Origin of the sequence: Marinobacter sp., assembly GCF_040904845.1 — a bacterium.
In the GTDB taxonomy this organism is placed as follows: Bacteria; Pseudomonadota; Gammaproteobacteria; order Pseudomonadales; family Oleiphilaceae; genus Marinobacter.
Genome location: NZ_JBBDSR010000097.1, coordinates 36,351 through 59,917, shown reverse-complemented (window position 1 = coordinate 59,917; position 23,567 = coordinate 36,351). Strand labels below are relative to the sequence as shown.

General features: G+C 57.4%; 14 protein-coding genes and 1 other RNA gene. 8 read left to right on the top strand and 7 right to left on the bottom strand.

Annotated elements, in window-relative coordinates; translation table 11 throughout:
* Window positions 1–10: 10 nt before the first annotated feature.
* The 3 genes from dnaX to WD429_RS12160 form a co-directional block, all read right to left on the bottom strand.
* Window positions 11–1,771: a DNA polymerase III subunit gamma/tau gene (gene dnaX / locus WD429_RS12170; protein ID WP_368422444.1), complete on the bottom strand. Its 1,761-nt coding sequence runs from the start codon at window positions 1,769–1,771 to the stop codon at window positions 11–13.
* 140 nt (window positions 1,772–1,911) lie between these two features.
* Window positions 1,912–2,008: signal recognition particle sRNA small type (gene ffs, locus WD429_RS12165), an RNA gene on the bottom strand.
* Window positions 2,009–2,088: 80 nt separating this feature from the next.
* Window positions 2,089–2,790: a 2OG-Fe(II) oxygenase gene (locus WD429_RS12160; RefSeq protein ID WP_368422443.1), complete on the bottom strand. Its 702-nt coding sequence runs from the start codon at window positions 2,788–2,790 to the stop codon at window positions 2,089–2,091.
* Between the two features lie 146 nt (window positions 2,791–2,936).
* On the opposite strand from WD429_RS12160, the gene WD429_RS12155 reads away from it, so the two are divergent.
* From WD429_RS12155 to xrtA, 7 genes are all read left to right on the top strand, one after another.
* Entirely contained in the window at window positions 2,937–3,830 is an 894-nt protein-coding gene (locus WD429_RS12155; RefSeq protein ID WP_368422442.1) for a D-hexose-6-phosphate mutarotase, read from the top strand.
* Window positions 3,831–3,847: 17 nt separating this feature from the next.
* On the top strand, window positions 3,848–4,663 hold the full coding sequence (locus WD429_RS12150; RefSeq protein ID WP_368422441.1) for a lysophospholipid acyltransferase family protein: 816 nt from the start codon (window positions 3,848–3,850) through the stop codon (window positions 4,661–4,663).
* Window positions 4,663–5,610, top strand: a complete 948-nt coding sequence (locus tag WD429_RS12145) for an SDR family oxidoreductase (protein WP_368422440.1) — start codon at window positions 4,663–4,665, stop codon at window positions 5,608–5,610. The genes WD429_RS12150 and WD429_RS12145 overlap by 1 nt, the downstream gene beginning before the upstream one ends.
* A 64-nt stretch (window positions 5,611–5,674) precedes the next feature.
* Complete coding sequence (gene prsK, locus WD429_RS12140) at window positions 5,675–7,807, top strand: XrtA/PEP-CTERM system histidine kinase PrsK (protein WP_368422439.1); 2,133 nt, start codon at window positions 5,675–5,677, stop codon at window positions 7,805–7,807.
* A gap of 128 nt (window positions 7,808–7,935) precedes the next feature.
* On the top strand, window positions 7,936–9,309 hold the full coding sequence (prsR, locus tag WD429_RS12135; protein WP_368422438.1) for a PEP-CTERM-box response regulator transcription factor: 1,374 nt from the start codon (window positions 7,936–7,938) through the stop codon (window positions 9,307–9,309).
* 68 nt (window positions 9,310–9,377) lie between these two features.
* The gene (locus WD429_RS12130; RefSeq protein ID WP_368422437.1) at window positions 9,378–11,687 is read left to right on the top strand and encodes a tetratricopeptide repeat protein; all 2,310 of its coding nucleotides are present in this window, start codon (window positions 9,378–9,380) and stop codon (window positions 11,685–11,687) included.
* 10 nt (window positions 11,688–11,697) lie between these two features.
* Entirely contained in the window at window positions 11,698–13,200 is a 1,503-nt protein-coding gene (xrtA, locus tag WD429_RS12125; RefSeq protein ID WP_368422436.1) for an exosortase A, read from the top strand.
* 8 nt (window positions 13,201–13,208) lie between these two features.
* Here xrtA and WD429_RS12120 read toward each other — a convergent pair whose 3' ends face one another.
* The 4 genes from WD429_RS12120 to WD429_RS12105 all read right to left on the bottom strand — a co-directional run bounded on the left by WD429_RS12120 (window position 13,209) and on the right by WD429_RS12105 (window position 16,927).
* Window positions 13,209–14,120, bottom strand: a complete 912-nt coding sequence (locus WD429_RS12120; protein ID WP_368422466.1) for a formyl transferase — start codon at window positions 14,118–14,120, stop codon at window positions 13,209–13,211.
* Between the two features lie 42 nt (window positions 14,121–14,162).
* A complete protein-coding gene (locus WD429_RS12115; protein ID WP_368422435.1) occupies window positions 14,163–15,278 on the bottom strand; it encodes a GNAT family N-acetyltransferase in 1,116 nt (371 codons plus the stop codon).
* Between the two features lie 83 nt (window positions 15,279–15,361).
* Window positions 15,362–16,216: a cupin-like domain-containing protein gene (locus WD429_RS12110; protein WP_368422434.1), complete on the bottom strand. Its 855-nt coding sequence runs from the start codon at window positions 16,214–16,216 to the stop codon at window positions 15,362–15,364.
* 90 nt (window positions 16,217–16,306) lie between these two features.
* Complete coding sequence (locus tag WD429_RS12105) at window positions 16,307–16,927, bottom strand: GNAT family N-acetyltransferase (protein WP_368422433.1); 621 nt, start codon at window positions 16,925–16,927, stop codon at window positions 16,307–16,309.
* A gap of 126 nt (window positions 16,928–17,053) precedes the next feature.
* Here WD429_RS12105 and WD429_RS12100 point away from each other — a divergent pair, with 126 nt between their 5' ends.
* Window positions 17,054–23,566: an amino acid adenylation domain-containing protein gene (locus WD429_RS12100; RefSeq protein WP_368422432.1), complete on the top strand. Its 6,513-nt coding sequence runs from the start codon at window positions 17,054–17,056 to the stop codon at window positions 23,564–23,566.
* Window position 23,567 lies beyond the last annotated feature (1 nt).

The following is a 23,567-nucleotide window of genomic DNA, read 5'->3' as shown; positions in this document are numbered from 1 at the left end:
ATCTCCTCTATCAGCCTGAGTTCTGAACCGGCCGGATACTTTCTTCGACGACCCGTGCCTCGAAACGTTCAACAATTGATTTAACCAGCGGGTCATTCTGAATAGCCGCTTCCGCTGCGCTTTGTCGTGCAACGCGTTCACGCTCTTCCCAGGCTGCGGGTGTCTGGCTACCGGTATCGCCCTGCTCTATGCGCACAGTAATGGCGTCGCCGAAGCGATTTCTCAAGGCGGCGAGGATCTTTTCCTCGTGCCGCGCATTCAGCAGCCTGGCGTGGCCCTCTTCCATGGTGAGCAGCACGGTATCGCCTTGCCAGGTCATCGCTGTGTGGCTGGCCAGGTTTCCGGGCATGCCAACAATGCCGAGGCTACGAAAATCCCTCTGCCAATCGAAATCACCGGTTTGCGCAGGTTCTGTCTCAGGTTCGAGCTGCTGAGGTTCTTCCACCGGAGGTGGCGGATCAGAAGGCTCCGACTCAATTACCGGAGGCTCCGGTTCGGGCTCCGGTTCGGGCTCTGGCTCTGGCTCTGGCTCTGGCTCTGAAACCTGACCAGAATCGACCACGGATTCCGGTTCGGGGGCCGCCGGTGCCGGTGCAGTTACCGGCGCAGGCTCGGGCTCCTCTCGCGCTTCACTGGTGCCGGTCTGGCCGCCTGAGGAAACCCTTGCCGGAGGTTCGCGACGGTCCGTACCGGGGCGGAAGGCCAGCATTCTCAATAAGGTCATCTCAAAACCCATGCGGGCGTCCGGCGTTACCGTCAGATCTTTACGCCCCATCAGCGCAGCCTGGTAGAACAGCTGTGCGTCTTCCGCGCTCAGCTGGCGCGCCAGAGCCTGAACCTGGGCCGCGTCACCCAGGGCATTGTCAGCACTGCCGGGCACCACCTGCTCCATGGTGACCCGGTGGAACAACGACAGCAGATCCGCAAGAATCACGCTGTAATCCGGTGCGAAATCAGAGACCCGCTGAATCTCGGCGAGCAACGATGGCCCGTCGTTTTCCACCAATGCCGCGACCAGGCGTTCAATGTCACGCTGATCAATGGTGCCCAGCATGTTGCTGACGTCACTGGCGGCCAGCTTCTGGTTGCCAAACGCAATGGCCTGATCCGTGAGACTCAGAGCATCCCGCATACTGCCATCGGCTGCGCGAGCCAGCAGCCAGAGCGCGGGCTCTTCAAATGGAATCTGTTCCTCACCGAGCACGTACTTCAGGTGCCCGGCAATGTGTTCAGGTGTCATCCGCTTCAGATTGAACTGGAGGCATCGCGATAACACGGTGACCGGGAGTTTCTGGGGGTCGGTGGTCGCCAACAGGAATTTCACATGTTCCGGTGGCTCTTCCAGGGTTTTCAGGAAAGCATTGAAGGACTGGTTTGTCAGCATGTGCACCTCGTCAATGAGGTACACCTTGAAACGGCCCCGGGACGGTGCGTACTGAACGTTGTCGGTCAGTTCTCGCATGTCGTCCACGCCCGTGCGGGAGGCGGCGTCAATCTCGATCAGGTCAACGAACCGGCCTTCCTGGATTTCCTGACAACTGCTGCATTCCCCACAGGGATTCGGCGTTACGCCGGTTTCGCAATTCAGGCATCGGGCAAGCAGCCGGCCAATGGTGGTTTTACCCACGCCACGGGTTCCGGTAAACAGGTAGGCATGATGGAGACGCTGGTTTTCCAGAGCATGGATCAGCGCCTGCAGCACATGCTCCTGGCCGACCATATCTTCAAATGTACGGGGGCGCCATTTACGGGCGAGTACCTGGTAGCTCATGTTTAGCCAACTGCTGTGAAAATGGACTTAACCTTAGCATGGACATAGCCGGATAAGAAGCCGTTGAACCAGGGGAGATAACAGGAATAATCGACGATATCAGCAAGATAAAGCGGAAGGGATAAAAAATCTGGGGGTGACTCCATCAGCGACACTCCGGCACACAATTCCACCGCTGCGGCTGCTCCCTTCCGGGCCTGACCGGGTTCACGGTTTCATGTTGCGGAGGCACCAATGGAGCCACCATAACGGCGCTTCGGGACAATTCCCCGAAGGCGGCGCGCATAGTAGCAAAAGGGTTCACCGACTACAACGACTTAAAGCGGCAACCGGACTTCAAGGGGCAACGGCACTTCGTCCTGACGGAACCAGCACGCAACGCTGTACCGGGTGCGGTTCGCCTGCAGAACCTCGTGGGGAATATCTTCACTCATGAAAATGGCCATGCGGCCCATCTCGGGTAACACAGACCCGCAGATCTCAAGGTCATTTTCACGATTGAAAATTTGCAGCGCACCACCGTCCGCTGCCTGCCAGTCCTCGTTCAGATAAAGCACCAGGCTAACCACCCGGGAGGCACGGCCGGCGAAGCTGTCCAGATGCCGGCGATAAAAGTCACCGGGCTGATAGGTAGCGTAGTGGGCCTCGAAGCGCTTCAACCCCAGGAAGAGCCGGCGGTTGAGCCCCGCTCGCACCCCATCAAAGAAATCAAACAGCGCATTCTGGGGCACCGTGACCCCTTGCAGCCAGGCTATTTTGTCCCGCCTTATGGAGCGGTCCCGTGTGTGGTCAGCACCACGACCAACTCCCGCAGCCTTCATTCCCGCCGTCAGGTCCAGGATCTGGATTTCGTCCCTCAGTGACTGCAATAGCTGGTCACCCATGTGATCACCCACATCAACACTGACCCAGCCATAATCGGTCAGCCCGACTGCAACAGCATCAAGCCAATCACCGAGCACGCCGGCGGGCTCAGGTGGTACCGATGAGCAAATCGGCACGGCAACGTTGTGTTCCATGGGGTGACCTCTGTGTCCGGGGCGGTATTTTAAGCCGGAATCTCGCGGCAACGTCAGTTTTAATTTACTCTGTTGATACGCAAATACACATAACGCCCGGCACAGGGCCGGCAAACCGACATCTTTATGCAGTCAAGAGGCATCTAGTGACAACAAGACCCGGGCACTGGTCGTTTACCCGCTGGAAAACCGTGGGGGAACTCGAAGCCCTTGAAGTGCACCATCCGCTGTTTCGCTCGCGATTGTTCCTCCAGGGTGCCCATCTCGCCCAGTTTGCCACCCACGACGAGCCCGAATGGCTCTGGCTCAGCGAGACCGCCCGATTTGAAACCGGCCGCGCTATCCGTGGCGGTATCCCGTTGTGCTGGCCCTGGTTTGGCGTGCCTTCCAGGAACCCGCCGGAAGTACGCAAGCGCATTCGTTCCAAGGACTCCCACGGGTTTGCCCGCACCGCACTCTGGAAGCTAGAAGATGTCCGGGAATCGGCCCACGACGTTGAAATTTTTCTATCACTGGCTGCCAATAACGATTTCATGGACGCCTGGGACGGACACGCGCTGTTGCTTGCAACATTCAATTTTTCGGTGAGTGGCTGCCAGATTGCGCTGACAACCACCAACCTTGGCACCACGCCTTTGGCGTACACACAGGCCTTGCACACCTATCTTCCCACGCCGGATATTGATCGCACACGCATTCAGGGCCTGGAAGGTAGCGATTACATCGACACGCTTCAGGATTGGAGCTATCACCAACAGAAAGGGGACCTTGTCTTCGACGGTGAAACCGACAGAATCTACGAATCCGGATCATCGCTAGTGGTGGCCACTCCCAGGTGCCGTCGGACACTCAATGCCATTGGCAGCGACTCCACGGTGGTCTGGAACCCCGGCCCCGCCAAAGCACGGACGCTGTCAGACTTCCCAGATACTGACTGGAAATCCATGCTGTGTGTCGAAACCGCCAATGCACTCAGCGATTACAGGGTGTTGAATGAGGGGCAAAGCCACACCCTTGGCGTGTTGATCGGGCGAACTTAAATCATCAGGGAGAAGCCATGAGCCTGGCATCCATACTGAAATCGAAACTGGTACCTGCGGAACTGAGTGAACAGATCGATCGTATCCGCAAACCCATCGGGAGCCTGGGTTACGATCCCTGGGGCTACAACAGCGAAGCCATAAAGTACGGGTTTTCGTTCACCCGCCAACTCTATGAAAAATATTTCCGTGTGGAGTCGGACGGCGTCGAGAACGTGCCCGCCGAGGGCCCGGTTCTGATCATTGCCAACCACAGCGGCCAGTTACCGATCGACGGCCTGTTGATTGGTTATGCGCTGGCGGCGCGGAAGGTCAACCCGCGAATGCCACGGGCAATGATCGAGCGTTTTCTCCCCACCGTGCCTTACCTTGGCAACCTGCTGAATGAGGTGGGCGCAGTGCTTGGCGACCCAACCAATTGCGCAAAAATGCTCGCCAACGAAGAAGCGATCATCGTCTTCCCCGAAGGCGTTCGAGGGTCGGGGAAGCTCTACCGGGATCGATACCAGCTCAAACGATTTGGTAACGGCTTCATGCATCTGGCGATGAAATACAAAGCCACCATTGTGCCGGTAGGCGTGGTGGGGTGTGAGGAAACCATACCGGCAATCGCCAACATCAAACCGCTGGCAAAAGCCCTCGGCATCCCCTATGCACCCGTCGCCCTCCCAGTGGTTCTGCCAGCCAAAGTGCACCTCAATTTCGGGCCGCCGATGTTCTTCGACGACCTCGAAATTCCGGAGGAACAGGTCACGGCGCGGGTAGAACAGGTTAAAGGCGAAATCAGCAAGCTGATTGACAAAGGTCTCAGTGAAAGGAAAAGGCTGTTCTGATGAGCGAGCAACACAGACCACGAATACTGATAACCGGTGTGGCCGGAGCCCTGGCGCAACAGGTCGTCGACCGCTTGCGTGATCACTGCGACCTGGTGGCCGTGGATTTCCGCGAACAGGTCTATCTGGGCGACGACATTCCCAGCTACTGCATTGATTTCAATAAACGGGTTTTCGAGGATCTTTTTCGTCGCTACCGTTTCGACGGCGTGATCCATCTGGGGCGCATTATGTCCAGTCAACTGACCCGGATGCGGCGCTACAACGCGAACGTGCTCGGCACCCAGAAATTGCTGGATCTCAGTCATAAATACGGCATTCGGCGTGTGGTGGTGCTCTCTACCTTTCACGTATACGGTGCCATTGCCTACAACCCGGCGCTGATTGATGAAGAGGCACCGCTGAAAGGCGTGGGCCTGAGCGCCGACCTGGTGGACTCCGTGGAACTGGAGAACCTGGCGAACATTTATCTGTGGCGCTATCCTGATCTGAACATCACCATTTTGCGGCCCTGCAATATAGTCGGGCCCGGCGTCCGGAACTCCATCGGCACGCTGCTGGCAAGTCAACGCGCACCGGTTCTGGCCGGGTTTTCGCCGATGATGCAATTCATCCACATCGACGATATGGCCGATGCCATCGTACTGGCCTACAAAAAAATCCAACGGGGCGTATTCAATGTCGCGCCGGAAGACTGGGTGGCCTACCAGCATGCTCTGAAACTTTGCGGCTGCCAGCGGCTACCGATTCCCTCCGTGCCGCCAATGTTGCCGAAGTTGATACTGCGGACACTGAAACTGAGAAGTTTTCCGTCGTATCTACTGCACTTTTTCAAGTATCCTGTCGTGATCGACGGCAGAGCCTTTTCCAGGGAATTCGGGTTCACCCCCCAACGCCCGCTTAAGGAAATTTTCCGTTTCTATCGGGAGAACAAACACCCCGTGTGACGCCCCAGCCTGCCCATGGCAGAGGAAGTCAGGGAGCGGATGACAAAAACGCAGGACGCGCGGCATGTTGAATGATTTCAGCTTTATCAGCCACTCCGCAGCAGCTTTGTCCTTTGGGCTGCTCGCTATACTGGTCGCCTCCCGCTATCTGCGGCGGGATGCTGACCGGGTACTTCTGCTGACCAGCCTTGTGTCGGTGTTGTGGGCAGGTGCCCTGGCCGCTCAGAGCCTTTGGGGGCAGCCCTCTTTTTTCGTTCGTTACCTGCTTGAACTGCTCCGGGATGCGGCCTGGATAGCACTGCTATTCGCCCTGCTCAGGGATTTTTTCCAATCCACGGCGATTGTCGGCCGGTTGCGGCGGATACTGGGCGTTGCCACCGTTACCCTGCTGGTATCCCTGCTCGCATTCGGCGTACTTGAGTACGCATTCGATCTCGATCTCCTCAACGGCAAAACCAAGGTAGTCGGGCAGATCGCCCTGTCCCTGATGGGGCTATCCATGGTGGAGCAGATCTGGCGTAACTCCCAGTCTTTTGGTCGTTCCAGTATCAAATACACCTGCATCGGCATCGCCGCGATGTTCGTGTTTGATTTCTTCATGTATGCCGATGCCCTGCTCTTTGGCCAGGTATCCGAGGCGCTCTGGAACGCTCGCGGGCTGGTCAACGCCGCGCTGGTGCCTCTGTTTGCCATTAATACCATCAACACCCTCAAACAGCCTGTGGATTTCCAGCTTTCCCGCTCCGCGGTGCTCCATGCCGGCACCCTTATGTTTGCCGGCAGCTACCTCATGATTCTTGCGGTGGGCGGCTACTATGTCCGGGCTCTTGGCGGTGCCTGGGGCGAAGCGTTACAGGTGCTTTTCCTTACCGTCGCGCTCACCTTTCTGGTAACTCTGCTTACCTCCGGGCGTGTACGAGCGCGATTGATGGTATTCATCAGCCAGAATTTCTTTGATTACAAGTACGACTATCGCGAAGAATGGTTGAAAATGACCCGCGAGCTGGCGAACTTTGTCGATGCACCGCCCCTACCAGAACGCGTCATCCGAATTCTGTCGGGGCTGGTGGAAAGCAACGCGGGCGCTTTGTGGATTCGTGACGAACAAGGTGCTTACGTTCTAAAAACCGCCATTAATCTGCGGCCACCCCGCTTCACCACGATTGATGGCGATTGCGAGCTGTGTCGCTTTTTACAAAATCAGGAGTGGATCATTGACCTCCACGAATACCGGGCCGATCCAGTGCGATACAATCTGCTGGAAATGCCCGATTCCATCACTCGGGTTTCCGGTGGCTGGCTCGTTATCCCGCTCTACCTGGGCAACGATCTTTACGGCGTCGCGCTGATTGGCAACCCCTATGCCCCGGTCGTACTCAACTGGGAAAACTTTGACCTGATCAAAGTGGTCGCCCGGCAGACCTGCAACCTGCTGGCGCAGGCCGACGCGCAAAGCCGACTGTCGCGCGCCATGCAGTTTGAAGCCGTGAGCAAGGCATCCGCCTTTCTGGTTCACGACCTGAAAACGCTGATTGCACAGTTGTCCCTGCTGGTCACCAACGCCCCCCGCCATCGCAACAACCCGGCGTTCATCGACGACATGATTCATACCACCGACCACGCTGTTCGTAAAATGTCGAATCTGGTCGACCACATACGCAAGCCAAAAAACGACACTGATTCGGCCACAATTCTGGACCTAAGGGACATTGTTGCTGAGCTGGCAGAGCACTATAGTCGCCGCTACCCCGCACCCCACTTTATACCGGCACCCTCCCCGGCGTTTGTTGAAGCCGACCCGGACCAGTTGCGCAGCATACTCGGAAACCTCATCCAGAACGCTCAGGACGCCACCCCACCTGATGGAGAAATCACCCTGACCCTGAAAAACGCGAGAGACAATGTTGTGCTCTTTATTCAGGACACAGGCACCGGAATGGCCGAAGCGTTTATAAACACTCAGCTCTTTAAACCCTTTGAGAGTACCAAGGGCCTGACCGGCATGGGTATCGGTGCTTATCAGGCCAGGGAGTACGTTCGCAAAGTGGGAGGCAATATCGATGTCACCAGTGAGCCTGGTGTGGGCTCCTGTTTCTCCGTCCGGTTCCCACTGGCAAGAACCAACGAAGAACTGGAAGAGACAGAACAGAAAGATCCAACTATCCTTATTACGGAACCCGACCCAAGCGCCAAATAATCGTCATTCTGTAAAGTTAAGACACACAAACATTGAAAAATGTCAATATTAAGTTAAAAATCAGTAAAGGAGTGCCTCGGGGTGAATGAACTGAGGCAGACATGGACATAAAGGGATTTAACGCCGTGGTGAGTAGACGACTGTTAATCGTAGAGGACGACCCCGGCCTGCAAAGCCAGATGCGCTGGTGTTTCAGTGACAACTTTGAAGTCACCGTTGCGGCTGACCGCGAATCCGCGCTTGCGGCGCTCAGGCGCATGGAACCGGATGTCATGACTCTCGATCTCGGCCTTCCACCTGATGCGGGCGGGGCTTCGGAAGGGTATCGCCTGCTTGAGGAAGTGCTGCGGCTGTCACCGCAGACCAAGGTTATCGTCGTTACCGGCCGCGAAGACAAGGAAAACGCCGTTAAAGCAATCGGCATGGGTGCCTGCGATTTCTACCAGAAGCCCCTCGATGCCAACATCCTCACCTTTGTTGTACACCGCGCTTTCCGGCTGGCCGAGCTGGAACTGGAAAATCTTGAGCTGTCCCGCCACCACAACGGCACCAACATCAAAGGTATCGTGGCCTCCAGCCCCCAGATGCTGGCCATCTGCCGCACGTTGGAAAAGGTCGCACCGACCGACGTAACAACGTTGATCACCGGTGAGACGGGTACCGGCAAGGAATTGCTGGCCAGGGCACTGCATGACCTCAGCCACCGCGGCGCCAAGCCCTTTGCCGCCATCAATTGCGCTGCCATCCCGGAGAATTTACTGGAAAGCGAATTATTCGGTTTTGAAAAAGGCTCTTTCACGGGCGCAACCCAAAGCAAGAAAGGCAAAATCGAACACGCCAACGGCGGCACACTGTTCCTGGATGAGATTGGTGACATGCCCATGGCACTTCAAGCCAAGTTACTGAGATTTCTGCAGGAACGAATGGTAGACCGGGTCGGGTCCGTCAACCCCATTCCAGTTGATGTCCGGGTTGTCTGCGCTACGCACCGCAATGTCAGCGAACTGATTGAGCGAAGCGATTTCCGTGAGGACCTGTACTACCGGATCAGCGAAATTACGCTGGATGTCCCGCCACTACGGGAGCGTGACGGCGATGCGTTGGTCATCGCGCAGTCACTGCTGAAATCACTCGGTAAACAGATGGAGCGCTCCCACCTCAGCTTTTCCGAAGATGCCATCACCGCCATCAATCACTATGCCTGGCCCGGTAACGTCCGGGAGATGATCAACAAGGTGAAACGGGCCACCATTATGGCGGAGGGCAAACGCGTCACCGCAGTCGACCTGGAACTGAGTCAGGACGACAGCCCTTACGACAGCCAGCTCAACCTGCGACAGGTCAGAGAGGCGGCCGAACGGAAAGCCATTAACCAGGCCCTGCAAAGCTGCAATTTCAATATGGCGCAGGCATCACGGTTGCTCGGAGTAACCCGCCCCACCCTGTACAACCTGACTGATAAGTACCGGATCGAAACCTCGCATGCGGCAGCCGATGCCTGACGTAGTGCAGGTACCCGTAACAGGGATCGCAGCCAATAAATAAGAGAACAAGGAATAGGTAACGGGCTATGAAACCAGTCTCTGCAATTCACGCCACCTTGCTCTGTGTGGCTATCAGTCTGGCTGTTGTCGGATGTGGTAATGACGATAACGACATGAGCCAGCGGGATATTCAGTACCTGAGCCACCTCGATCAGTCGCGCTTTCTTCAGCGCCAAGGGGAACTCAAAGCCAGCACACTGGAAGCCCGCAACGCCATTGAGTTACAGCCCAACACCCCGGCCCCCTATTTCGTCATTATCAACAACCTTCTGAAGGCCGGCGATGCCATAAATGCGCTGCGTCAGTTGGGCTGGCTGATGGAGTCCATACCCGAAGACACCCTGGACGTCGAAGACCAGAACCGGGCAAATCTGATCCGTGCGGAGGCCAGGCTTTTGCGCGGCCATACATCAAAGGCGCTGGATGCCCTGGCTAACATCGCCTCCGAGGACGACACGACTCAGATCGAAAAAAGCCTGCTTCAGGGTAGGATACTGCTGACCGCAAACCAGGTGGCGGATGCAAAAGAACGGTATAGCGAAGCCCGTGCGCTCGACCCGGAATCCGCGTTGCCATTGGTCGGCCTGTCACGGGTGGCGATCGCGAACGGCGAAGAAGAGCGGGCCCGGGAGCTGATTGCCGAGGCGGAACAGATCGACCCCGAAAACCCGGAGCTCTGGTTGTGGAAAGCACAGATGGCTCACAACAACGAGAACTGGCCCACGGCTGAGGAAGCTTACGTGCGGGCACTTGAGGACATTGGCCAATACGACATCATGACCTTCCGGAAGTACGAAACCATCTCCGCACTGATTCGTGTGCTCAGGGCGCAGGGAAAATCAGCGGAAGCGTTTGTTTACGAAGAAATTCTGGCCAAATCCGGCCCTGGCACCATCAAAAGCAACATAACAGCGGCCCGCGAGGCTTATGAGGCTGGCGATCTCACAGCCGCGGCCCGCCACCTGGAAGAGGTGCTCACCCAGGTTCCCGGCCATGAACAAAGCTCACTGATGCTTGGCATGATTCGCTTTCGCCAGGGCCGGACTGAAGAAGCCGAAACGCTCCTCAGGCCGATTGCGGAGTTGGGGGATTCCGACCCTGAAACCCTGGCCCTCGTCGGCATCGCCTCCCTCAACGCCGGAGACCTCGAAACCGGGGAGCCGCTCATCGAAAAGGCCCTGTCCCTGGCACCCGATAATCACGAACTCCGGTTAAGATACGCCGGCTACCTGGTAAAAAGTGGGCAATACGAAAAGGCCATAACCCAAGCCGATAAGGTTCCAGACGATTCCAATCTGAACGAACAGGCACGCGCCATGGCGCTGATTGCCCGGGGTAACCTTGCTGCAAGATCCGATCAGCCAGATAAGGCCCGCACCCAGTTCCGGCAAGCGGTGGAGCTGGCACCGGATAACCGACAGGCCCTGCAAGCCCTGAGCGAATTATCAAAGCCCGAGGTTATGCGCAATGACATGCGTGAAATTCTCGAAAAGCAGCCCGAAGCGACCGGCCCCAAACTGGTCCTGCTGGAATCGGCGTTGCTTGAAGACCACAGAAAAAGCGCGGAGGAGTTAACCGCAGCATTACTCGAGCGTACCGATGAGCACACGCCGGCACCTGCCGAGCCCTTGGTCGCTGCGCTGTATACTACCGTCGTTGCCCGCCTGCGCCAAACAGGAGAACCGGAAAGGGCGGCCATCGTATTGGAGCGAGCAAGGGTGCTCTTTCCCGACTCGGCAGCGCCCTACATCGTGGAAGCACGCTATTTTGAGCAGCAGGGTAAATACAAACAGGCCGCGGAGCTGTATCAGCTTGCCTATGAAAAAGAGCCCGGGGCCGAGATAGCCAATGGTTATGCCAGAAGCCTGCGACGCTCCGGCCGCGAGGACGACGCCCTGACGTTTCTTGAATCCGTCATCGAACGCTTCCCGGCTGACCCGCAATTGCGCCTCGGCACGGCCTTATTGCAGCAGTCTCTCGGTAAAAAGGAGGATGCAATCTCCAACTACGAGACACTCCTGGCCTCCCGTCCGGACAATACCGTCGCCCTCAATAATCTCGCCTGGCTCTATCACGAAACCGGCGATGACCGTGCCATGTCACTGGCCCGGAGAGCGTACGAGCTCAGCCCGCAAAGCGCGGCCGTGGCAGATACCTATGGTTGGATCATGCTCAAGGCCGGCAATCATCAGGACAGCGTTGCTATCCTTGAAAAAGCGCATGAACTTCAGCCGGATTCAGAGGAAATCGCGCAGCATCTTGCGGAAGCTTACCGCACCATTGGCAAACGTTCGGAGGCGCAACAACTTCTGGGCAAATTCGGCAGCCAGGGTTAACTGAAACGCTATGAACGCGGCTTCCCGGCTCACTTTTCAGCACGCCTGGCTACTCGCTATCCCCCTGTTCGCCTTTGCGTTATGGGGCGAATGGCGGGATTTTTTCCGGTTATGGTACGACTCAATTGTCTACAACCATGGCTATCTGGTTCTTGCGGGCATTGTCTTTTTACTCTTCATCCGTCGAGATGCCCTCGCCTCTTTAACCGTTAACCGCTCGATACTGGCACTGGTGTTGCTAGCAGGTGCCAGCGGGGTGCTGCTGTTTGCTCAGGCGGCTGACGTGCAGTTCGTTCGGCTGACGCTCGTTCCGGTGGTCATTCTGCTCTGGGGGTGGTCTATCTGGGGGCGGGAATTCCTGAAAGCCGCCGGTGGCCCTATCCTGCTGCTGCTGTTTGCTGTTCCCTTCTGGGACGATTTTTCACCGGTGTTACAGCACATTACAGTGTTCTTTAATGACATATTTCTAGCACTGGCCGATATCGAAGCCGTCATTAATGAGTTCTACATTGAGCTGGAAGTGGGCACGTTTCTCGTCGAAAACGGCTGTAGCGGTGTCCGTTATCTGATGGTCGCGCTTTTTCTGGCGTGCTTCTATGGCCAGCTCTACTATCGCTCAGCCCCCCGAACGGCACTGCTGGTTGTGATTGCCGGGCTACTCTCCATGCTCGCCAACTGGATAAGAGTGTTCGGAATCATTGCTGCCGGCCACTACAGCAATATGGAATCGTCGCTGATCGAGGACCATGAGCTGTTCGGCTGGGTCATTTTTCTCGTCGTCACTCTGGTGCCTCTGTTTTTTATCGCCGACAGGCTCGATCCTCGCCGTTCAAATGACCCCGGCGCTGACACACCCCATTCAACCGCTCCCACGCCAACCTGCACAGCCGTTGTTTGGCCCGTTATTGCATCGTTTCTGGTGGCGTGGCCCTCGGTGATCCCGCTGGCGGTAGAGGCCCGAACCGAACGAATCGCCGAATCCTGGAGACCGGCCCTTCCGGAAGGCAATGGCGACTGGCGAGGCCCACTGCGGCACGCCAATATCTGGCAACCGGACTACCAGAACCCGGACATTGATCTCAGTGGCGTTTATGTGTCCGATGACCTGCAACAGGTCCAGCTGCAGATCACCGGCTACCGACGGCAAACCCAGCACAAAGAGCTGATCGTCTACGGCAACGAATTATTCGATGCCAGTGAATGGCAGCTTGTTTCCTCAAAAAAACAGACCATGACGAAGCCATCACCGGTCAGCCCCGAACGAGTCAACGAAACCATCATCCATCACCGGGCGAAAGACAGAACCATCATCCTGTGGTCATGGTTTGACGTTGGCGACCTGCTGACGGATTCGACCATCGAGGCAAAAGTGGCGGGCGCGCTGAAAAAGATCAGCGGCGACAGTCGGGGCGCTTTGTGGGCACTGGCAAGTTACTGTAGCGAGAACGGCCCACCGGACTGCCAGCAGCAACGAGCGGCGTTCGCACGCTTTCTGGAAGGGGCCGAAAGGTAAGCGCGCGCTCAGCGTTTGCTGATCTCGGGCTTCGCAAGCGCAAAGTCGTTGATCAACTCCGTGATAACCCGTGCATCCCGTTCAACTTTATGGCTCAGGTAGTCAGGGATGACCCCCTTGCGAACCTGTTGCCAGGTACGTCGCTTGGCGCGAACATCGAACATGTGATTCAGATACAACGGCCCTTTCCTTGACAGCCTGACTGATCGGCAGCAACCGTGTTCGATGTCGATGATGGCCTGTGTCATCATTTCCACACCCAAACGGACCACTTTCGCGTAGAGGCTGTTGGGGTGATCATCGCCCTGAATGACCGGCCGGCCCTGGTAGATCACGTCACCATCATCCACCCCAGAAGCGACAAAATGCACGGTGGCACCGACGCACTCCGGCTCAGCGTTATGAATCGCCCAGTCGGTGGTAAACAGACCCCGATAGAACTGCGATAAGCCGCCATGAAGGTTGAGCACACCATGGCGTGGAACTGACAGTAGATCGGCCTTGAGAATCGACGCACCGCACACGGCAATCACATCGGGCTGCAGGTTGCAGATCCATTCCCGGTTTTCCGGGCTGTTGATGTCATTGACGCCACGGGTGTGCCATACCGGGACGCGCTCACCCCGGCTTTCCACATCCTCTTTACCGATAGCCTGTGCCCGACCTTCCTCGCCAAAATCCAGTGCGTTTTCAGGGCGGTTGTACAGTTGCTTCGGCTCATTGAACCGACGATCCAGCACCTCTGCGCATTTTTTGGCAAAAGTGGCGGGTCGCGACGCGTACTTGAGGGATTTTCGCAATAGTGACGACGAATCCCGCTCTGGCAGCTGGTTTTCCACCACCACACCGACCACGTTGATGACCTTTGCCAGGCGGTTGGCAAAAAACAGGTCCGATTTGTCCTGGCTGACAATGACCACGGTTCTCAAAGCTTTGCTCTCCCTGTCATGCACGATCCGATATCAGTGGGGCTGTTTACGCGGCTGTTTGCCGATGAGCCGTTTTACAACCGGGATCACCCGGTACTCAAGCCAATAAAGACACTTCAGCCTTGTGCAGCTTCCAAAAATCTCGACATTGCAGAACTCCCGGTAGTCCGATGTCCAGTTGCTCAGGTACCAGTAGTCGTCCGCACAGGTGTAGTACTGGCGCGCACCCCGGTTATCGAACAGAAACTTTAACGCGGTGTATTCCAGTACCGAGCCCGGTGAGTAGGATTTGAACGCCGCGTTAAAGTCCGCTCGAATGGGGTAGACGATTTCGTCATGTGCAAGATGAAGCTCATACGCCACCGGCACTCCGGACTGGCGCATGATCCAGGCCGTCAGTTGTCCGGAGGCACCAAACTCCGAGATAAGGTTCAGCAAAAATCGCCGGCTTCGGTGGTTGGATTTCAGGTCATTACCGATAGCGGATTTCCAGCTCTTGGAAGATATGTCGATCAATTCATCGACGAGGCTCTGCTGCGCCGTTGAAACAGTCTCCAGAGCGATGTCGAAGCCTTCAGCGGCATGGTATCGGTTGAGTTTATGATTGAGGCTCTTCTTGAGTTTTCTCGGCCTGCCACGGTAGAACGTCTCCCAGTCCCCCTCAATATTGATAACAGGGGTCACCAGGCTGGGCTTTTCGCCCACACTCTCATGGCCGATGCCGGACTGATCAAGAAGGAACGCTTTCAGGCTGCTACGCCGGGGAATTTTGAAGAACAGCCCGATTTCATTCGGATCGACTTTGGTGAGCCGTTCCAGAGCTTCCCGAGTCTGAGCAGGGTCCAGATCCGGGTCGACCACGACGGACGAATAAGGGCTGTGTCCGTTAGCCGCGAGGTGCAGCAATGTCACCGGCATGCCCCGGTAGCGCTCCCGGCTCTTCAGCAAAGGCGCAAGGCCAACAAGATGACCCTGGCTGTATAAGCACCGAAACTCCATCTGGGCGTTGCCCGCAAACGCGCCCAGCCACGATTGCAGCCAGGCACAGGACAACGGTAGTGGCACTGGGTCGAGCTTATTGAGTAGACCATCCCATTGAGGCTGTATTTCACCGAACCCATCCTGGTTCCGAATTACTCGAAGTTCCACAATAAACGGCTTTCCCTGAGGTGTTTGTACACTGTGCCCTATTGCCTCGCCGTCATCGGCTTATTCCCTGAAGGACGTTAATACTACGCCGCGGACAACTTGTGTTTCACTTTACGCAGCTGGTCCAACACGTCAATTGCCCGGCGCTTGATCCAGAAATTCAACAATGGTTGCTGCATCCAGTCCGACAGGCGGTTCTGGAGCCAGAAATAGTTAACGGATACGTTTCGTCCTTCAGCCTCGATAAAATGCCAGGTGCCTGCCGGGATAAACAGAGCTTGCCCTTCCTCGAGCCACCCAGTGACGCCTTTCGCGTGTTTCAGTTTGGGATACAGGGAGAAGTCCGGGTTCTGACAATCCACCCGGCTATCGACTACCCGGTTTTCCAGAAGTGCCCTGAGGCTGAACGGGCTGTAGGGATACATGCTCCCACTTTGCTCGGGAGAGAACAGAATGAAGCGTTTTCGCCCTTCAAGCATCATCAACAGACTGTGGGTTTCGTCGTAATGCAACAGCGATGTGTTCTGGCCGGGGCCGATATAGAGATTGGAAACCCGAAATCCGGATTCCGGAACAAATCCGGGCAGGCTCACTGAAAGGTCGCCGGGAAGATCTTCCGACACACCCCGGCCTTTGAGCGGTTCGAGCGCGTAACCGTTATGCGTGGTTTCCATCACCTCGTCGAAGTCCGGCATCGGTATGCGCTCAAACCCGAGGTAGTGGTATATCCCATCCGCCGATTTGCGCTGGATACGGATCGACTTCAGCGACTGTCGGAAATAGTCATAGTTCCAGCCCCGGGTAAACGGCAACGCCTCACTGACGCCACTCAGAAGAACCGGCTTGCGATGCCGAATATACGAAGCCAGGCCGTCTTTCTCAGTGGGAAACGGAATGGTGTCAATGGTGTCCTGGCCGGAGAGATCAAATAAGCTCATCGTGAATTCCCTTTTCTACGATTAAATGGCCAATTTACGTTAACAATATGTCAGGACTGAACAGGCTGCAAGCGGGCCGTTCCGGGTTTTTTATACGGCATCAAAACGGTCAAACTCAGCCTGTGCTGCAGATACCTTTCCGCCCTTGAACGCCACACTGAGAAGTCCCCGGCCCGCCACCCTGGCACTGATATAAGTGAACGCCGGCAGGAACCCGGCGCTCGCCAGAGCCCGCCGGGATGGCTTGTTGCCAGTGTCCACCGCGACAAGCGCGAGAGTTGAAGTTGAGTAAACCTCACCAACGAGCCCAAGAAGCAAGGTGCGAAAATACCCGTTACCACGACACGCCGGGGCGGTTGCGCAGTCCCAGATATAAAAAGCGCCGGCCGGGACGACGAGCCGCAGCTCATGCAAGACACCCACATGCGCCCCGGCTTCCGCCACCCAGCCATAACACACCGGCTGGCCGTCCACGACCAGCTCATAAAGTACGTTGCCCTTACGGCAGCGACGGGAGAATTCGGGCTCCGAGCAGTGCAGATCGTCACGGTAATCGACGGCTCTGCGTAGCGCCTGCGGCATTTCAGTGTCACTAATCAAGGCCCCAGGCGCTCTCGGAACCGGCATACACAACATGATGCCCGCTTTGATTTCAAGCAGAGACAACAGCCGTCGCTTGATTCCACCCAACCACTGCCGCAGAGTTTTCAAGGTTTTCCTGTCTCCGGAGACTGTTAAAAAGGTCCACAAAACGTCCTAGCACATCGGTACCCCCTATGCTAATTTACATAATGTAACATCGACGGTGTATGATTCTCTATCAAGGAAGGCAAAGAGATGAATGCAAGCAAGTCTTCCCCGGCAGCCCCCGGTTTTCTCGACCAATTCCAGCATTCAGCGTACTCTTTTTCAGATGAGGTCGCGCTCTGCACAGCGGGCGGGCATTCGCTGACCTATCAGCAACTTGATCAAAACGCGCTCACGCTTCAGTCATACCTCGCCGACTTCGAGTTTGAACCGGGCACGCCGATAGCGATCCACACCCATGACCGGGCCCTGGCCATTACCGCCATGATTGCCATTCTGCGTCATGGGTGTCCGTATCTGCCGCTAGATCCGCTCTACCCGCAGGATCGTCTTGACTACATGGTGAGCCATGCGGGTGCGTCTCTGACCATCACCGACAACGACGACTTCCGATCTCCGATTGGTCAACATCTTGATCTGCGGGAGATTGCCTTTGGCGAGGCACCCGTGCCACCGCCGGTCAGCTGCACGCCAACAACGGACAGCAACGCCTACGTTATCTATACCTCGGGCTCCACCGGCAAGCCCAAGGGCGTGCTGATGAATCACGGCACTCTGGATAACCTGATCCATTGGCAAAACCGGCGCTACAGCGACGACACCCGGTACCGCACACTGCAGTTTTCCGCGTTGAGTTTTGACGTCTCGTTTCAGGAAATCTTTTCCACACTGACCCAGGGCGGCACGCTGTTCCTGGTTGATACCGAGACAAAGCAGGACTTCCACCGGTTACTGGATTTTATTGACGAACACCGCATTGAACGCCTGTTTCTGCCGTACATTGCCCTGCTGCAACTGGTGATGTGGGCCAACCGGCTGTCACGCTATCCGGCCTCACTGAAAGAAGTCATCACCGCGGGCGAGCAGCTGGTCATCAGCAAGGAATTACGAGCTGCCTTCAACGCGTTGGAGGATGTATCGCTGTGCAATCAATACGGTCCCTGCGAAACCCATGTCGTCAGTGAACACCGGCTGCACTGGCCAGCAGACAACTGGCCGGCACTCCCCCCGATTGGCAAGGCTATCGATAACGCGAAGCTGCTGATTCTGGACGACAACCTGTGCCCGGTCAGTACCGGCGAAGTCGGCGAACTTTACATCGCGGGGCCGGTTCTGGCCCACGGTTATATCAACAGCCCGGAGCAGACCCAGCAGCGCTTCGTGACCTTGTCCGATGGCCCGGAGCAACCCCCCACCCGCGCCTATCGCACCGGTGACCTGGTCAGCCAGGACAACATGGGTGAACTCCTCTACCACGGGCGCATCGACAGCCAGGTCAAGATCAACGGTTACCGGGTGGAATTGAGCGAGGTCGAAGCACGGCTACTGGATACGGGCCTGGTCGAAGAGGCCGCTGTCGCGGTGCGCGACGTCAATGGCCAGAAAAAGCTGGTGGCGTTCCTCACCGGCGAGCCCGGCCCGGCCAACTCCGATGCGGCCCTCCGACAGGCACTCGGTAAAGCCGTGCCTTCGTATATGGTGCCCAGCCAATACCACCGGCTTGCAGCGCTCCTGAAGACGCCTTCCGGCAAGATCGATCGCAAATCGATGGTGGAAGCGCTCGAAAACGCCGCCACCATTGCGCCAAAGCCGCAGAATCACAGTGACTCGGTGCTGGCGATTATCCAGGCTGAGATGGCTAACCCGGACCTGACCACGGACGACAACCTGCAGGACCAGGGCATGGACTCGCTGACAGCCAATCGCATTGCTGCGTCCCTGCATGAAAAGCTGGCAGTGAGCGTTCCCGTCTACTCACTTTTTCAGTACCGGACATTGGGCCAGTTTCTTGATTACGCAGTCTCCCGCCACGCCGTGCGCCTGCCGAAGCTACAACCACAACCTGGCACTTCGGGTAATGCGCGTTCCAGAGAGGTCGCCATCATTGGCATGGCGGTCCGAGTGCCAGGCGCGAGCTCATTAGAGACGTTCTGGGCCAACCTGGTAGACGGCCGGGAAAGCATCACCTTCTTTTCCCGGCATGACGGTGAAAACGAAGACGGCATCGTTAACGCCCGCGGCGTTCTCGACGACCCCCTGGGCTTTGATGATCGCTTCTTTGGCATCAGCCCTATCGAAGCCGAATTCATTGACCCTCAACAGCGCCTGTTGCTCGAGCTTGCCTGGCACGCCCTGGAAAACGCCGGCTACGACCCCGAACAGTTTGCCGGGAAAATCGGCGCTTATTGTGGCGTCGGCAACAACAGCTATTACCTGAACAATGTGTTGAAGAACGAGGAAAAGCTTGAGGACTACGGCCCCCTGCAAGCCATGGTCGCTAACGAAAAAGACTATGCCGCAACCCGGCTGGCCCACAAGCTTAACCTGGTAGGCCCGGCGCTGAGCATTCACACCGCCTGCTCCACCTCGCTGGTGGCGGTGGCCGAGGCGGTTGAAGCCATTCGCCAGGGCCGATGCGATATCGCCATTGCCGGCGGGGCATCGGTAACCTTCCCTCAACAGCAACCCCATACCCATCAGGAAGGCAGCATCTACACCCGCGATGGCCACACCCGGCCATTCGACAAGAACAGCTCCGGCACGGTCTTCAGCGATGGCGGTGGGCTGATCGTGCTCAAGCGCCTCGACGAGGCCCAAAGGGACCAGGATCATATTTACGCCTGCATCAGCGGGGTTGCCGTCAACAACGACGGTGCCGAGAAAGGCAGCTTCTCGGCACCGAGCGTTCAGGGTCAGAAATCGGTCATTGTCGGTGCCATGAAGGATGCCCGGGTCGATGTCAGTGATATTGGTTATGTGGAGGCACACGGTACCGCCACCCCAATTGGCGACCCGATTGAAGTATCAGCGCTGAACGCGGCCTTCTCCGAGCACACCGCCAGCAAGCAGTTTTGCCGGCTTGGCTCGGTTAAAAGCAACTTTGGTCACCTCACGGCCGGGGCGGGCGTCATTGGGCTTGTTAAATGCGCGCTGGCGATCGAACGGGGCAAGGTGCCGCAATCCATCAATTTTGAGGCGGCCAACCCGGAACTGGACCTGTCCAATACGCCGTTTGTCATTGCCGAGTCCACCAGTGACTGGGCCGTTCCGATAACCCGGCGCATCGCCGGTGTCAGTTCCTTCGGCATCGGCGGCACCAATGCGCACGCCATTCTTCGAGGCGTAGAACCCATTGAGCGCCCCCAACAAAACACCACGCCGGCCTGGGTGCCGCTGTGCTTCAGCGCGCAATCCGGCAACGCCCTTTCCGGTGTTCTCGCAGCGTTCCAGCCACTGCTGCAAGAAACAGGAAGCGAAGCCGCACGGCCGGACCTGGCCACAGCACTGATTCGCAACCGCCGCGCCTTCCGCCACCGCATCGCGCTGCCACAAACCCTTGCGATGGACGATCTGAACGATGCAATCGAAGAGGCCCAGGATGGGGAAACGTGCCTGAAAACACCGGCGGTGGTGTTGGCATTTCCCGGCCAGGGTAGCCAGGTGGCCGGCATGGGGCGTTCCCTGTACCGGGAGGTTCCGGCGTTCCAGCAGGCAATGGACGCCTGCGCCGCCATCTTGCAGGATGCTCATGGGGTGGATATCAAAGCATTGATGTTTGAATCCGGTGATCCTCTTAAAGACACCAGCAAAACCCAGATCAGCCTGTTCTGTATTGGCTACTCATTGGCAGCCGCGCTTATGGACCTTGGTATCCGGCCGCGTGCCGCCATCGGCCACAGCATTGGTGAGCTGGCCGCCGCTACCCTTGCCGGGGTGTTCGATCTGCCAACGGCGCTGCGCGTGGTGATCACCCGGGGCCGGGTAATGCAGGCACAACCCTCCGGTGCCATGCTGGCCGTACGTGCCAGCCGCGAGCAAATCGCACCGTTACTGACGGAAGGCGTCGTCATCGCCGCTGAAAATACCGGCGAGTCCTGCACGCTGTCCGGTCAACAGGATGCCCTTTCATCGTTTACCTCGGTGCTGGAACAGAATCAGCTCCCGTTCCGCGAGCTCAATACTTCCCACGCCTTCCATTCGCCAGCAATGGATGCGGCGTGCACGGCGTTCTCCGAAGCACTTGTTGATATCACCCTGCATACGCCAAACCTGCCGTTCATCTCCTGCGTAAGCGGTGACTGGATTACCGACGAGCAAGCGACCGACATCCAGTACTGGGCAAGTCAGATCCGGCAACCCGTGCAATTCCGCGCCGGCGCAGCAACGTTGGGCACCCTGAATAACCTACTGATGATTGAATGCGGCCCCCAGGGCACCGTTTGCGGCATGGTGATGCAGACGCTGGCGGAAAAGTCAGACCTCTCACTGATCCCCCTGTTGGCGGACGCTGGACAAGCCGACGCGGAAATTGCCTCCTTCAGCCGCGGCCTCGGCCAGACCTGGTGCGCCGGGCAGGCGATAAACTGGCCAACAGGGGCACCCAACCCGGCGCTGAACGCCCGGTTGCCGGGCTACCCGTTTCAGCACAGAACCCATGTTATCGAACCGGTGGTCAGCACCATTCCGGGGCCACAGCTTTCTCAAGACCAACACACGAATTTGGCAGGGCCCGCCATGAAAGACGCTATTACGGAACAATTGCGCAAACTGTTTTCTGATATCTCCGGTATTGATCTGAGCGAAGCCGACGGCAACGCGACCTTTTTCGAACTGGGGCTGGATTCGTTACTGCTCACCCAGTCAACGCTGAAGCTCAAGAAAAAGTTCAAGGTCAACATCAGCTTCCGTCAGTTGCTCAACGATTGTGGCAACCTCAACAAGCTGACGGACTATCTGATTGCTGAGGGCGTTGTGGTAGAAGGTGCTGAAGGCGCGCCACCGCACACCGCCATGGCCGCCGCTTTCCCGCAGGGCGTCGCCTCAAGCGCTCAACCAACCGGTGACATTCAGGCCTTGTTGCAACAGCAGATGCAACTGATGCAGGGTCAGTTGGCTCTGCTGTCATCCTTGAGCGGCCAGGGAAACGAGCCAACTCAGCCCAACGCCGGAGGCCCTGCCAGCACAACGACCAGCGCGGCCCCCATCGGACACTCAAAGGGGCTTCTCAAGCCCTTCGGGGCTGGCACGCGGATCAATGTCAAACGCAGCAACGAACTGTCTCCCACCCAGCAGAGCAGCTTCCGGGCACTGTGCGAGCGCTACAACAGCCGGTTTGCCAAATCGAAACAGTTTGCCCAAAACAACCGCAAACGGTTGGCGGACCCGAGGGTGGTCTCCGGGTTTCGCAATGTCATCAAGGAGGTGGTTTACCCCATTGTGGTTGAGCGCTCCGAAGGGGCCTACCTATGGGACTCGGATGGCGGAAAGCTGATCGATGTGACTTGCGGGTTTGGCAGTAATTTCTTCGGCAACTCGGCTCCGTTCATTAAAAACGCCATCGCCCAGCAGCTGGACACCGGCTACGAGATTGGCCCGCAGCATCCGCTGGCGGCCGAGGCGTCTCGCCTGTTCTGCAAGGTTACCGGCAATGAACGCGTCGCGTTCTGCAATACCGGCTCAGAGGCCGTGCTCGGGGCCATGCGCCTGGCACGGACGGTAACGGCCAAAGAGAAAGTGGTCATTTTCGAGAACGACTACCACGGTATTCATGACGACGTCATCATCACCCGTGGTGCAAACGGGTTCGCGGTCCCGGCGGCAGCCGGTATCCCGGAATCCGCTGCGGCCAACATGATCGTGCTGGATTATGGCAGCGACGCCTCCCTGGATTACATCCGGGAACACGCCGATGAAATCGCCGCCGTTCTGGTAGAGCCCGTACAAAGCCGCAATCCCGACCTGCAGCCCAAAGCCTTCCTGGAGAAAGCCCGTGATCTGTGCACCACCCAGCAGATCGCGCTTATCTTTGACGAGGTCATTACCGGCTTCCGCATTCATCCACGAGGCGCGCAGGGTTACTACGGCATTGATGCCGACCTCTGCACCTACGGCAAAATATTTGGCGGTGGCTTACCGGTGGGTGCGATTTCCGGCAAAGCCCGCTTTATGGATGCCCTCGATGGCGGGTACTGGCAGTTTGGTGACGACTCGTCCCCGGAAGTGGGGGTGACCTACTTCGCCGGTACGTTTGTGCGCCATCCGCTGGCGTTGGCCGCCACCGTGGCCGTTCTCACCCGCCTGGACGCGGAGCCCAACCTGCAGAGTGATCTCAACCACCGCGCCGACGAGATGATCAGCGAGATCAACCACTACGCCAAAATGGTGGGTGCACCTCTGAAAATCGAGCATTGCGGTTCCATGTGCAAGGTCAAGATCCCGCAGGACATCGCCTTTGAAGAGCTGATCTACATTCTGCTGCGCGAGAAAGGCATCCACATCTGGGACGCGCGCCCGATGTTCATTACCACCGCTCACAGCGATGAAGACCTGAGCGCCATCACCAGCGCTTTCAAGGAAGCCATGGACGAAATGATCGCCATGGAGTTCTTCCCCGTTACCAGCGCGCCCACAGACACGGGCACCGGAGCCGGCCAGAAGCCGCCCGTTGAAGGGGCCCGGCTTGGCCGCGACGAATCCGGCAAGGCCGCCTGGTACATCCCGTCAAAAATCCATAAAAACCAGTTTGAGAAATGGGCAGGTTAAT